The sequence below is a fragment of the Nocardioides limicola genome (genome assembly GCF_016827675.1).
Classification (GTDB): Bacteria; Actinomycetota; Actinomycetes; order Propionibacteriales; family Nocardioidaceae; genus Nocardioides; species Nocardioides limicola.
Genome location: NZ_JAERJA010000004.1, coordinates 333498 through 346160 on the forward strand (window position 1 = coordinate 333498; position 12663 = coordinate 346160).

12 protein-coding genes and 1 pseudogene are annotated in these 12663 nt (G+C 70.9%); 11 read left to right on the forward strand and 2 right to left on the reverse strand.

The genetic code is table 11. The features are described 5' to 3' along the window. The first annotated feature begins 10 nt into the window (after window positions 1-10). Entirely contained in the window at window positions 11-859 is an 849-nt protein-coding gene (locus JKG67_RS11135) for a metal-dependent hydrolase (protein WP_203337362.1), read from the forward strand. Between the two features lie 80 nt (window positions 860-939). On the opposite strand, the gene JKG67_RS11140 is transcribed toward JKG67_RS11135, so the two are convergent. Next, entirely contained in the window at window positions 940-2523 is a 1584-nt protein-coding gene (locus tag JKG67_RS11140) for a dolichyl-phosphate-mannose--protein mannosyltransferase (protein ID WP_307816523.1), read from the reverse strand. Between the two features lie 32 nt (window positions 2524-2555). Here JKG67_RS11140 and rsmI point away from each other — a divergent pair, with 32 nt between their 5' ends. From rsmI to JKG67_RS11185, 9 genes and pseudogenes are all read left to right on the forward strand, one after another. Continuing rightward, complete coding sequence (gene rsmI / locus JKG67_RS11145) at window positions 2556-3392, forward strand: 16S rRNA (cytidine(1402)-2'-O)-methyltransferase (protein ID WP_203337364.1); 837 nt, start codon at window positions 2556-2558, stop codon at window positions 3390-3392. 92 nt (window positions 3393-3484) lie between these two features. Then, window positions 3485-3781, forward strand: coding sequence for a DUF1905 domain-containing protein (locus tag JKG67_RS11150; protein ID WP_203337365.1), 297 nt, complete (start codon window positions 3485-3487; stop codon window positions 3779-3781). Between the two features lie 19 nt (window positions 3782-3800). Then, window positions 3801-4172, forward strand: a complete 372-nt coding sequence (locus JKG67_RS11155; protein WP_203337366.1) for a VOC family protein — start codon at window positions 3801-3803, stop codon at window positions 4170-4172. 99 nt (window positions 4173-4271) lie between these two features. Beyond that, the gene (locus JKG67_RS11160) at window positions 4272-5168 is read left to right on the forward strand and encodes a TatD family hydrolase (RefSeq protein ID WP_203337367.1); all 897 of its coding nucleotides are present in this window, start codon (window positions 4272-4274) and stop codon (window positions 5166-5168) included. 136 nt (window positions 5169-5304) lie between these two features. Further along, on the forward strand, window positions 5305-6936 hold the full coding sequence (locus tag JKG67_RS11165; RefSeq protein WP_203337368.1) for an ABC transporter permease: 1632 nt from the start codon (window positions 5305-5307) through the stop codon (window positions 6934-6936). Further along, complete coding sequence (locus JKG67_RS11170) at window positions 6933-7967, forward strand: ABC transporter ATP-binding protein (protein ID WP_203337369.1); 1035 nt, start codon at window positions 6933-6935, stop codon at window positions 7965-7967. Before JKG67_RS11165 ends, JKG67_RS11170 begins: the two co-directional genes overlap by 4 nt. A gap of 21 nt (window positions 7968-7988) precedes the next feature. Continuing rightward, window positions 7989-8441, forward strand: a pseudogene (locus tag JKG67_RS11175) (ribonuclease H family protein); the annotation flags it as partial. A gap of 127 nt (window positions 8442-8568) precedes the next feature. Beyond that, complete coding sequence (locus JKG67_RS11180) at window positions 8569-10869, forward strand: FdhF/YdeP family oxidoreductase (RefSeq protein ID WP_203337408.1); 2301 nt, start codon at window positions 8569-8571, stop codon at window positions 10867-10869. After that, window positions 10860-11636 carry a formate dehydrogenase accessory sulfurtransferase FdhD gene (locus tag JKG67_RS11185; protein WP_203337371.1) on the forward strand — a complete coding sequence of 259 codons (777 nt, stop codon included), beginning with the start codon at window positions 10860-10862 and terminating at the stop codon, window positions 11634-11636. Before JKG67_RS11180 ends, JKG67_RS11185 begins: the two co-directional genes overlap by 10 nt. Window positions 11637-11709: 73 nt before the next feature. On the opposite strand, the gene JKG67_RS11190 is transcribed toward JKG67_RS11185, so the two are convergent. Then, window positions 11710-12399 (reverse strand): aspartate/glutamate racemase family protein, encoded by a 690-nt coding sequence (locus tag JKG67_RS11190; protein WP_203337372.1) that lies wholly within the window; start codon window positions 12397-12399, stop codon window positions 11710-11712. Window positions 12400-12483: 84 nt separating this feature from the next. Here JKG67_RS11190 and JKG67_RS18515 point away from each other — a divergent pair. Beyond that, the coding region (locus JKG67_RS18515; protein WP_238998260.1) for a hypothetical protein at window positions 12484-12663 on the forward strand (180 nt) is incomplete at its 3' end.

Here is a 12663-nt window from a genome sequence, read left to right on the forward strand (position 1 = left end):
GATTCGATCCATGGAGGTCCCACACCGCGACGTACACACCCGCCGGATCCGGTTCACCTATCCGGCCGGTTCGCTGCGCCGTCACTACGTCGACGGTGACCTGGTGATGAGCCACGTGGTGGCAGTGCTGTCAGCGACCTTCCCGCCGGGGGAGGACTTCTTCGTCCGGTCGGTACGCCGGTACGCCGACCGGGTCACCGACCCGGAACTGCAGGCGCAGGTGCGCGGCTTCATCGGCCAGGAGGTCACCCACGGCCGCGAGCATGTGGAGCTCAACGAGCGGCTGCAGGAGATGGGCTACCCCACCCGGAAGGTCTCCGCGTTCGTGAAGTGGGCGCTCGAGGATGCCGAGAAGCGGGTGCCGGGCCGGCTCTGCCTGGCCTACACCGCCGCCTTGGAGCACTACACCGCAACGATCGCCGAGTGCCTGCTCAGCAAGCCCGAGGCGCAGCGGCTGCTCGGCGACACCGAGGTCCGCAACATCCTGCTCTGGCACGCCCTGGAGGAGTCCGAGCACAAGGCGGTCGCCTTCGACGTCTACCGGGCGGTCGGCGGCACCGAGCGGATGCGCCGGTGGGGCTTCCGGATCATGTCCGTGGGGCTGATCGGGCTGGTGATCGGGGCCACCAAGTTGTCCATGGCGTTCACCGACCGTGCTTCCTACAACCCGGTCCGGTTGTTGCGGAGCCTGTGGGCGCTGCGGCGCTCACCGTTCCTGGCCAGGGATGTGCGGGAGCAGTTGCGGGCCTACACCCGTGACGGCTTCCACCCCGACGACTTCGACAACACCGAACTGGTGGAGCGGTGGCGCACTGAACTCTTCGGCCCCGACGGCCGCCTCCGCGATCACCTCACCTGACGAGGTCTCACATCTGGTCGGTCGAGGTGTGAGATCTTGTCCGCCGAGGTGTCACATCTGGGCGGTCGAGGTGTGAGAATTCAGATCCAGCCCCGGAACCAGATCCGCTCCAGCCACTGGCTGTGGGTGAGCAGTCCGTTGGTCCAGATCGGCCAGAACCACGCGAAGTTGATCACCACCAGCACCAAGAACGTGCCGACCGCGACCGTGCCCGCCGTACGTCGAAGACTCGGCCCCCGGGCGGGCCCGATGAGCACCCCTGCCGCGAGCGTCAATGCGATCACGGTGAACGGCAGGATCGTGATGGCGTAGAAGTAGAAGATCGGCCGGTCGTCGTACCCGAACCAGGGCAGCCAGGTGGTGGCCAGCCCCACCACCGGCACCGCGAACCGCCAATCGCGGCGCGCCGCCCACCAGACCACGGCGAAGAGCAGAGCCCCCACCCCCACCCACCACAGCACCGGTGTGCCGATCAGCAGCACTTGGCGCAGGCAGGTCGATTCGGCCGCTGCCGAGCAGCCCTGCTCGCCGGGCTGGATGTCGAGATGCACCTCCACGCCCACCGGCCGCTCCAGGATCAACCACCCCGCCGGATGGGACTGGTAGGTGTGCTCGGAGTCGTCGAGGAAGTGCGCATGGAACGTGTACACGTCCCGGTGGTAGTAGGCCAGCGAGCGTAGCGACCTGGCCAGCCGCTCGACGCCCTCAGCCGGCGGCAGGTCGGCGGTCGGCCAGGGCTCCCGGTCCTGGAAGGTGGCGTACTGGGTCGCCGAATAGGCGTCCTCGTACTTCTCCGCGTGCGCCAACCAGCCACCCCAGGACGCGACGTACACGACGAAGGCGACGCCGACGAGTTGGACGAACGCGGGTACGCCGCCGACCACCGCGCTCTTCCAGATCGCCCATCGCACTCCGATCGCACGCTGAGCACCCGAGTCCCATGCCCAGACCAGGAGGCCGAAGCCGGCCAACGGCACCAACGCGCTCCACTTGGTGCCCACCGCCAGACCGAAGGCGACGCCACCGAGGAGCAGCCAGGGGCGGAACCACTCGCCGGCCAGCGGACCCATCCGCCAGGGGGTGTCGAGCTCGCGGGCGGCCACCCGGACGGCGAGTCGGGCCCGGGTGCGTTGCCGGTCCGCGACCACACAGTGCACGCCGCACAGCAGCCAGAACGCCGCGAAGATGTCCAGCAGCGCGAGCCGGGACAGCACCAGATGGAGTCCGTCGAAGCAGAGCAGCAGCCCGGCGAAGACCCCGAACCAGTCCGACCCGGTGAGGCGGCGGGCCAGCCGGACCATCACCACCACCATCAGCGCCCCAGTGATCGCCGCGCTGATCCGCCAGCCGAAGGGCGTCATCCCGAAGGCCCACTCGCCCCACGCGATCATCCACTTGCCGACCTCGGGGTGCACCACCATCGTCGGCGTGTCCGTCCAGACCCCGTCCGGCCCGGTGCCGGTGGTGATCCCGTGCAGGATCAGCTCGTTGGCGTCGTCGACGTACCGGCGTGACCAGCCGTGGTTGAGCATCGACCAGGCGTCCTTGGCGTAGTACGTCTCGTCGAACGAGAACGACGCCGGCGTGCCGAGGTCCTTCAGACGCAGCGCCAACGCGAGCAGGCCCACTGCCGCGGCGGCGGACCAACTGCGTACGGCGCTCACGAGCGCCACCCTACGACTGCGATGATCGGCCCATGCAGACAACCGGTGTCCTGGTGCTGGCGGCCACTCCGATCGGACGGACCGCCGATGCGCCGGCCCGGCTCGCCGATGAGTTGGCGACGGCGGACGTGGTGGCGGCCGAGGACACCCGGCGGCTCCGGCGGTTGCTCGGTGACCTGGGCGTCACCTTGTCTGGGCGGGTGGTGTCGTACTTCGAGGGCAACGAGGAGGCCCGGACACCGGACCTGCTGGCGGCGCTGCAGGCGGGGGAGCGGGTGCTGCTGGTGACCGACGCCGGGATGCCGAGCGTCTCGGACCCGGGGTACCGGATCGTGGCGGCTGCGGTGGCGGCCGGGATCCGGGTGACCGCGGTGCCGGGCCCCTCAGCGGTGCTGACCGCGTTGGCTGTCTCCGGGCTGGCCTCGGACCGGTTCTGCTTCGAGGGGTTCCTGCCGCGCAAGGCCGGTGAGCGGTCGCGGCGGTTGGCCGACCTGGCGAACGAAGCCCGCACGATGGTCTTCTTCGAGGCGCCGCACCGGACGGAGGCGGCGTTGACGGCGATGGTCGAGGCGTTCGGAGCCGATCGGGCCGCGGCCGTGTGCCGGGAGCTGACCAAGACCCACGAAGAGGTGCGCCGCGGCGGCTTGGCGGAGTTGGTGGCCTGGGCGTCCGAGGGGGTCCGCGGTGAGGTGACCTTGGTGGTCGCCGGGGCCGACGGGGCGCCGACGGTCGACTCCGACCCGGACTCGTTGCGGGCCGCGGTGGCCGCGTTGGAGGCGACCGGAGTGGAGCGGAAGCAGGCGATCAGGGACGTGGCGAGGCGGGCCGGGCTGCCCAAGCGTGAGGTGTACGACGCCGTCCACCGCTGAGTTGGGCCCCATCCGCGTCGAATTGGGCCGTATCCGCGTCGAGTTGGGCCTTGAACGTGTCGAGTTGGGCCTTGTGCGGCAGGATCGCAGCCGTGGAACCCCTCATCTTCGACGCAGACCTCTGGCTCTGGGACGGCGAAGCGGCCTGGGTGTTCCTCACCGTGCCAGGTGACGTCGGTGAGGAGATCCGGATGCTCGCCGGGCCACCCCGCGGATTCGGATCGGTGCGGGTTGAGGTGAACGTAGGCGCGACCAGTTGGCGGACCTCGGTCTTTCCGGACAAGGAGCACGGCTTTCTGCTCCCGGTCAAGAAGGCGGTACGCCGTGCCGAGGGGATCGATGTCGGCGATCGGGTCGAAGTCGCCCTGACGGTGGTCGACTCCGCCTGACCCGTCGTACCGTGCTCTCATGCGGCCCCGAGTCTCGCTGGCCACTGTGTGCCTCAACTGCGCCGATGCGCACGAGTTGGGGAGGTTCTGGTCCGCGTTCCTCGGCTGGCCGATCACCCGCACCGAGCCGCACTGGGTGCTGCTGCGAGATCCCGAGGGTCACACCGGCATCTCCTGTCAGGCTGAGGCGGATTACGTTCCCCCGGTGTGGCCGGCAGCGGCCGGCGAACCCCAGATGCAGATGCACCTGGACCTCCTCGTCGACGACCTCGAAGCAGCGGTGGCGCACGCGGTGGCCTGTGGGGCCCGGTTGGCGCGGTGGCAGCCTCAAGCCGGAGTCAGGGTGCTCATCGATCCGGCAGGGCATCCCTTCTGCTGCTTCGAGGACTGAACCGTTACGGCCCAACTCGGCGCGGATACGGCCCAAGTCGGCGCGGATGGGGCCCATGTCGGCGCGGATGGGGCCCAAGTCGGTGGATACGGTGGGTGGGTGAACGACCAGCCCACCCGAGCCCGCGCGGCCACTGAGGAGAAGAGCGGCAGCAGCCGGGATCGGTCCCGACCGCCGGCTCCCGAGCCGCTGCCGCACCCGGTGATCGACAACCATTGCCACCTCGACATCGCCGACGGTCCGGCCGACGGGTGGCTGGACACTCGCGCCGCCCTGGACGAGGCTGCCCGGGTCAACGTCACCCGGGTGGTCCAGATCGGCTACGACCTGGTCTCCTCCCGCTGGTCGGTGACTGCTGCCCAGGCCCACCCGGAGATCGTCGCCGGCGTCGCTCTGCACCCCAACGAAGCGCCCAAGCATGCCGCCGCCGGCGACTTCGAGGAGGCGTTCGCCGAGATCGAGCAGCTCGCCACCGCCGCCGGGGTCCGGGCAGTCGGGGAGACCGGCCTGGACACCTTCCGCACCGGCGAGGACGGACGCGCCGCCCAGGAGGAGAGCTTCCGGCGGCACATCGAGCTGGCCAAGCGCCTCGACAAGACCCTGGTCATCCACGACCGCGACGCCCACGAGGACGTGCTCCGGGTGGTCAACGAGGAGGGAGCTCCCGACCGGTGGGTGATGCACTGCTTCTCCGGGGACGCGGACTTCGCCCGACGCTGCCTCGATGCGGGCGCGTACCTCAGCTTCGCCGGCACGGTCACCTTCAAGAACGCCCCCGACCTGCGTGAGGCCGCCGCGGTGACGCCCGGAGATCGGCTCCTGGTGGAGACGGACGCGCCGTTCCTGACGCCGATGCCCTACCGCGGCCGCCCCAACGCGTCGTACCTGATGCCGCACACGCTGCGGCTCCTCGCCGACCTGCGCACCCAGGATCTGACCGAGCTCTGCGCGGCCGTGGAGGCGAACACCTTCGCCGCCTTCGGCGGCGCCTGGTGACCTGACGCCGGGCCTGTCGCCGGCCCGGCACCGACCTGACACCGGCCCCGGCACCCACCTGACACCGGCCCCGGCACCCGCCCGCCCCTGGGCGGGATGTGGGCTGAGGCAAGGCTGGCCTTAGTATGGAGTCACGATGTCTGCGACCCCCGAGCTCTCGGCAGTGCCGGCCGCGACGGCCCCGCCGAGCCGCCGTGGCCGTCGTGCCCCGCTCCCACACCCGATCCTGGTGCTGCCCGCGGTGCTGGTGGCGCTGTTCGCGCTGATCCCGGTCGCCTACCTGGTGATCCGCGCCGGCGACGCCGGCTGGGCCCGGGCCTTCGAGATCCTGTGGCGGGAACGGACGCTGGACCTGGTGCTGCGCAGCCTGTGGCTGACCTTCTCGGTGACCTTCTGCTGCCTGGTGATCGGGGTCGGCCTGGCCGCCCTGGTCACCCGCACCGACCTGCCGTTCCGTCGCAGCATCACCGTCCTGGCCGCGCTGCCGCTGGCCGTCCCCAGCTACGTCGCCGCCTATGCCTGGATCTCCACCTTCAGTCAGAGCGCCGGCTACTGGGGGGCGCTGCTGGTGCTCACCCTGTGCACCTACCCCTACGTGTTCCTCCCGGTCGCGGCGGTGCTCCGCCGCACCGACACCGGCCTGGAGGAGGTGGCCCGTTCGCTCGGCCGGTCGGGGCCGCGCACCTTCTTCACCGTCACCCTGCGCCAGGCCCGGCCGGCGATGGCCGCCGGTTCACTGCTGGTCGCGCTCTACACCCTCAGTGACTTCGGTGCCGTCTCGCTGCTGCGGTACGACGTGTTCACCCGGGTGATCTACACCTCCTACCGGGCAAGCTTCGATCGCACCCCCGCCGCCGTGCTGGCCCTGCTGCTGGTGGTGATCACCGTCGCCATCACGGTGGCCGAGTCCCGCAGCCGTGGCCGTGCCGAGCAGGCTCGGGTCGGGGCCGGCGTGAACCGACCACCGACCATGGCCACGCTGTCGTTGAGGCAACGGGTCGCCGCGCTCGCCGGAGTCGGTGTGGTGGCCGGGCTGGCGCTCGGCTTCCCCGCGGTGGTGCTGACCGGCTGGCTGTTGCGCGGCCAGAGTGCCGGCATCGACGTCGGGCGACTGGTGCCGGCCGCCGGGTCGACGCTCTACGTCTCCGCGCTCGGGGCGCTGGTCGCGGTGCTGATGGCGCTGCCGGTCGGCATCCTCGCGGCCCGGTCCCGGCACCGGCTGGTGCGGGTCACCGAGCACGCGACCTATGCCGGCCACGCGCTGCCCGGCCTGGTGGTGGCGCTGGCGATGGTCTTCTTCGGCATCCGGGTGGTGCCGGGCATCTATCAGCAGGTGCCGCTGCTGGTGATCACCTACGCGATCCTCTTCCTGCCGGCGGCCGTCGGGGTGGTCCGCGCCTCGGTGGCCCTGTCCAGCCCGCGCACCGAGGAGATGGCCCGATCGCTGGGCAAGTCCCAACTCGGGGTGCTGCGCAGCGTCACCATCCCGCTGGCCGCGCCCGGCATCGGCGCCGGCGCTGCGTTGGTGATGCTGACCTGCATGAAGGAGCTGCCGGCGACGCTGCTGCTGCGGCCCACCGGGATGGACACCCTGGCCACCCGGCTGTGGACGCACACGGCCGTTGCCGAGTACGCCGCAGCGGCACCGTACGCTGCCGTGCTGGTGGTGCTTGCGGTGATCCCGACGTTGATGCTGGCCCGGGAGCAGATCGGCCTGCGCCCCGTCCGAGGGCCCCGCGCCCCCCGTCCCGAGGAGGCATCCACGTGAGCGAACTGCGTGTCACCGGCCTGTACAAGGCCTTCGGCGACACTCCGGTGCTGCGCGGTGTCGACCTGTCGGTCGCCCAGGGGTCGCTGACCGCGGTGCTGGGCCCGTCCGGGTGCGGCAAGACCACTCTGCTGCGGGTGATCGCGGGCTTCGAACGACCGGATGCCGGGTCGGTCCGGCTCGGCGACGTCGAGGTGTGCGGCAGGGGCCGCACGGTGCCCCCGGAGAAGCGCCGGGTGGGTGTGGTGCCGCAGGAGGGCAGCCTCTTCCCGCACCTGAGTGTGGCCGAGAACGTCGGCTTCGGGGCGTCCCGCAGGGCGCCGGGACGGGCCACCCGGATCAGCACACTGCTCGAGCTGGTCGGTCTGGCCGGCTTCGAGCAGCGCCGCCCCCATGAACTCTCCGGCGGCCAGCAGCAGCGGGTCGCGCTGGCCCGGGCCCTGCTCCCCGGCCCGGAGGTGGTGCTCCTGGACGAACCGTTCAGCGCCCTGGATGCCGGGTTGCGGCACGCCGTCCGCGACGACGTGCGCGACGCCCTGCACGAGGTCGGCGCCACCGCCCTGCTGGTCACCCACGACCAGGAGGAGGCGCTGAGCATCGCCGACGAGGTGGCGGTGATGCGGGACGGGCTGGTGGTCCAGCACGGCACCCCCGAGCAGGTGTATCTCGAGCCCGCAGACCTGGCGGTGGCCCGCTTCGTCGGCGAGGCGATCGTGCTGGAGGCGCGCGGCGACGCGTCGATGGCCTCGACGGCGTTGGGTGAGCTGAAGCTGCGCGGCAGCGCCGAACGGGGGGCCACCGGTCAGGTGATGATCCGCCCCGAGCAGGTGCACCTCGTCAAGGTCGGTGACGGCATCCCGGCCACGGTGCAGCGCGCGGTCTTCCACGGCCACGACACCACCGTGCACCTGAGCGTCTCGCCGCCGATGGTGGACGCGGTGGAGTTGGTGTGCCGGATCCAGGGTGCGCTCCCCGAGGCCAGTGAGGTGGCGATCCGGGTCGACGGAGCGGTGGCCTGGTTCCCTCGCTGAGGCGGGTGGCAGGATGGTCGGGTGACGATCATCGCTGCTGCTGACGGATCCGCTCTCGGCAACCCCGGCCCGGCCGGATGGGCCTGGTACGCCGACGACGAGCGGTGGGCTGCCGGTGGCTGGCCACACGGCACCAACAACATGGGTGAGCTGACCGGCGTACTCGACCTGTTGCAGCAGACCGCGCACCTGGACGAGGACCTGCACGTCATCTGCGACAGCACCTATGCGATCAAGACGATCACCGAGTGGATGCCGGGCTGGAAGCGCCGTGGCTGGCGCAAGGCGGACAAGAAGCCGGTGGCCAACCTCGACATCGTCCAGGCGCTGGATGCCGCGATGGTCGGCCGTCGGGTCAGCTTCGAGTGGGTCAAGGGGCACGCCGGGCATCCGCTGAACGAGGCCGCCGACCGACTGGCCAATGCCGCCGCCGTCTCGTTCCGCGACGGCGCCGCCCTGCTCGCTGGACCGGGCTGGCCGGGAGCCCGGCCCGCACAGCCCCGGTCCCACCCTGCTCAGGCCGGCCGTACCCCCGAGCCGGGGCCGTTCGAGGACGAGCCGGCACTCTTCTGAGCGCCGCCTCCACACACAGGAGTCAGCAGTGACCGGAGCGCCGGAGACCGACATCGACGAGGCCGACCTGGTGGTGGGCCAGCCGACCGACCACGTGGCCGGTCCGAAGGCGGTGGCCATCGCTCTGAAACGGGCCGCTACCCAGATGGGTCCGGCTCGGGCCACGAGGGCGCTGACCGCGCTGAACCAGGTCGACGGGTTCGACTGCCAGGGCTGCGCCTGGCCCGACCCCGAGCACCGGCACAAGGCCGAGTTCTGCGAGAACGGCGCCAAGGCGGTGGCCGAGGAGGCCACCGGGCGCTTGATCGGCGCCGAGTTCTTCGCCGCACATCCGCTGGAGTCGCTGCGCACCCGCACCGACCACTGGCTCGGACAGCAGGGCCGGGTGGCCGAGCCGATGGTGCTGCGGCCGGGGGAGAGCCACTACACGCCGATCACCTGGGACGACGCCTTCGCGTTGATCGGGGAGGAGTTGCGCGGGCTGGCCTCGCCGGACGAGGCGATCTTCTACACCTCCGGCAAGACATCCAACGAGGCGGCCTTCTGCTATCAGCTCTTCGCCCGGGCCTTCGGCACCAACAACCTCCCCGACTGCTCGAACATGTGTCATGAGTCCACCTCGGTCGCCCTCGGCGAGACGATCGGCATCGGCAAGGGGTCGGTGAGCCTGGAGGACGTGCACACCGCCGAACTGATCGTGGTCGCCGGCCAGAACCCCGGCACCAACCATCCGCGGATGCTCAGCGCGCTGGAGCAGGCCAAACGCAACGGCGCCCGGATCGTCTCGATCAACCCGCTCCGCGAAGCCGGACTGGTCCGGTTCAAGAACCCGCAGCACCCCCGCGGCGTCGTCGGTCGGGGCACCGTGCTGGCGGATCTGCACGTGCCGGTCCGGGTCAACGGGGATCTGGCACTGTTCCGGGGCATCGCGGCCCGACTGCTGGAGTGGGACGCGCTGGACCGTGCGTTCATCGACACCCACACCCACGGTTTCGACGAGTACGCCGAGTTGCTGCGGGCCGTGGACTGGGCCGAGCTGGAGCGTGGCTCGGGGTTGAGCGTCGAGCAGATCACCGAGGTGGCCGAGTTCTTCCGCGACTCCAAGGCCACGGTGCTGTGCTGGGCGATGGGGCTGACCCAGCACCGCAACTCGGTGGCGGTGATCGCCGAGGTGGTGAATCTGGCGCTGCTGCAGGGCAACATCGGCAAGCCCGGTGCCGGGCTCTGCCCGGTGCGTGGCCATTCCAACGTCCAGGGGGATCGGACGATGGGCATCTGGGAGCGGCCACCGGCCGCGTTCCTGGACGCGTTGGCCGCCGAGTTCGGCATCGAGCCCCCGCGCGAGCATGGGTACTCGACCGTGGAGGCGATCGCGGCGCTGCGTGACGACCGGGCGCGCGTCTTCATCGGGATGGGCGGCAACTTCGTCGCCGCCGCCCCGGACACCGTCGCCACCGAGGCCGCGATGGCTCGGGCCGACCTGACCGTGCATGTCTCGACCAAGCTGAACCGGTCGCACGTGGTCACCGGCCGGACCGCGCTGATCCTGCCCGCCCTGGGGCGCAGCGAGCGGGACCTCACCGGAGGTCGGGAGCAGCGGGTCACCGTCGAGGATTCGATGTCGGCGGTGCACGCGTCCAGGGGTCCGCTGACGCCGGCCTCGCCGCACCTGCGGTCCGAGGTCGACATCGTCTGCTCGATCGCCGAGGCGACCCTGGGCGACGACTCGTCGCTGCCGTGGTCACAGTTCCGTGCCGACTACTCCCGGATCCGGCAGAGCATCGGCCGGGTGGTCCCGGGCGCTGCGGCGTACGCGGAGAAGGTGGACGTCCCCGGTGGCTTCGTGATGCCGCATCCGCCGCGGGACACCCGCACCTTCCCGACCGCGCTCGGCAAGGCGGTCTTCACCGCCAGCCCGGTGGAGATCCTGGACGTGCCCGAGGGGCGGCTGCTGCTGCAGACGCTGCGTTCCCACGACCAGTTCAACACCACCATCTATGGTCTCGACGACCGTTACCGCGGCGTCAAGGGCGGCCGCCGGGTGATCTTCGTGCACCCCGACGACGTCACCGCCCTCGGCTTCGCCGACGGCGACCTGGTCGACCTCACCTCGGAGTGGCTCGACGGCAGCGAACGCAGCGCGCCGTCCTTCCGGATCGTCTCCTACCAGCAGCCCCGCGGCTGCGCGGCCGCCTACTACCCCGAGACCAACCCGTTGGTGCCCCTGGAGTCGGTGGCGTTGGGCAGTCAGACGCCGACGTCGAAGTCGGTGATCATCCGGCTCACCGCAGCCGCCGATCAGACCCCGCTGGTGCAGCGATGGCCGTGACGAGCACCCGGCGGGCGATCGTGCGGCGGGGTCGGCCGACCACCGACGACCTGGCCGTGGAGGCGCCCCTGCTGTTGGCCCTGGACGGGGTCACGGTCGCCACCTTGATGCGCACTCCGGGACATGACCTCGAGTTGGCTGCGGGCTGGCTCTGTGTCGAGTCGGGGGTACGCCGCGCCACCGACATCGTCGAACTGCGGGCCTGCCGTGAGGACGACTTGGACCGGGTGCACCTCACCCTTGCTGCGGGGGTGCGGCCGCCTCGGCCGCGCGCCTATCTGACGACGGCCGCCTGTGGGGTGTGCTCGGCGGACCTGCTGGATCTTGCCCCGTTGCGGGGGGCGGCGCCGACGCCGGACTGGACGGTGCCCGCCGACGTACTCACCGGGCTGCCGGACGCGCTGCGGGCCCGGCAGCGGACGTTCGACCGCACCGGCGGTGTGCACGCGGCGGCGTTGGCGACCTTCGGCGGGGAGTTGATCGGGGTCTTCGAGGATGTGGGGCGCCACAACGCCGTGGACAAGGTCGTCGGCCGGGCCCTCCTGGACGGCCGACTGCCAGGCTCGGATCTGCTGCTGGTGACCAGCGGCCGGGTCTCGTTCGAGATCGTGCAGAAGGCGGTCGCCGCCGGGGTCGCCGGCATCGTCGCGGTCTCGGCGCCGTCGTCGCTGGCGGTGGACCTGGCTCGCGAACACGGGCTGCTGCTGGCCGGCATGGTCCGTGACGGCGACCTGAACCTGTACGCCGGCACCGACCGGGTCAACTGAGGCGGCTGGCAGGGACAGCTCGCCTCGTGCTCAGTCACAAGCGCGACTGCGCCCGACGCGTAGCGCGTCCTCGTCAGCCCAGCGCCCGGTCCAACGCTGCTTCGACGTGCAAGGTGGTGCAGGGGAACACCGGGACCTCCACGTCGGACTGTCCGACCAGCAACTCCAACTCGGTGCAGCCGAGGATCACGCCGCCGGCGCCGCCCTCCCACAGTCGCTCGATCAGCTTGACCACGGTGCGCCGGGAGGCATCGGTGACGTGCCCGTGGACCAGTTCGTCGTAGATGATCCGGTTGATCTCCGGGTGCTCCTGCTCCTCGGGGACCACCACCTTGAGTCCGTGGGAGGCGATCCGGTCGGTGAAGAACCGGCGGCTCATCGCGAAGGTGGTGCCGATCAGGGCGACGGTGTCGATCCGATGCTCGGTGGCGGCCTCGGCCACCACGTCGCCCAGGTGCAGGAGCGGGATCTGGACCGCGTCCGCCACCTGCTCCGCGACCCGGTGGAAGGTGGTCGTGCACAACATCAGGAAGTCGGCCCCGGCTTGCTCCACCGAGCGGCCGGCGGCGGCCAGGATCTCGGCCACCTCGTCCCAGCGCTCCTCCTCCTGGAGGGCGGTGACCTCGGCGAAGTCCACCGACACCATCGCGGTGCGGGCCGAGGAGAGACCTCCCAGGCGACTCTCCACCCGCTGGTTGAGGAGACGGTAGTACTCGGCGCTGCTTTCCCAACTCATCCCGCCGATGAGCCCGATCGTCTGCATCTGAGCAGTCTTGCACGTCCTACGGCATACTCACAGACGGTTGCCTAGTGCCGTGTCCCGGGAGTGATGACGTTGAGTCCTCGATTGCCAGCAGTCTGGTGCGGCCTCCTCGGAGGCCTCTGTTGGCTTGCCGCGTTCGTCGCGGCGCGGGTGGGCTTGGATCGCGACCACCTCGCTGTCATTGCGCTCACCTGGACCGGGCTCGGGCTGGTGCTGGTCGCTGCGGCGCTGACCGGTTTGACCCTGGTCGCCGGGGCCCCGATC

Excerpts from the sequence above, each read along its gene's own strand:
- JKG67_RS11185 (WP_203337371.1), top strand. The coding sequence starts at position 10,860 with ATGGCCGTGACGAGCACCCGGCGGGCGATCGTGCGGCGGGGTCGGCCG.
- JKG67_RS11155 (WP_203337366.1), top strand. The coding sequence starts at position 3,801 with ATGCGGCCCCGAGTCTCGCTGGCCACTGTGTGCCTCAACTGCGCCGAT.
- rsmI (WP_203337364.1), top strand. The coding sequence starts at position 2,556 with ATGCAGACAACCGGTGTCCTGGTGCTGGCGGCCACTCCGATCGGACGG.
- JKG67_RS11135 (WP_203337362.1), top strand. The coding sequence starts at position 11 with ATGGAGGTCCCACACCGCGACGTACACACCCGCCGGATCCGGTTCACC.
- JKG67_RS11190 (WP_203337372.1), bottom strand. The coding sequence starts at position 12,399 with ATGCAGACGATCGGGCTCATCGGCGGGATGAGTTGGGAAAGCAGCGCC.
- JKG67_RS11165 (WP_203337368.1), top strand. The coding sequence starts at position 5,305 with ATGTCTGCGACCCCCGAGCTCTCGGCAGTGCCGGCCGCGACGGCCCCG.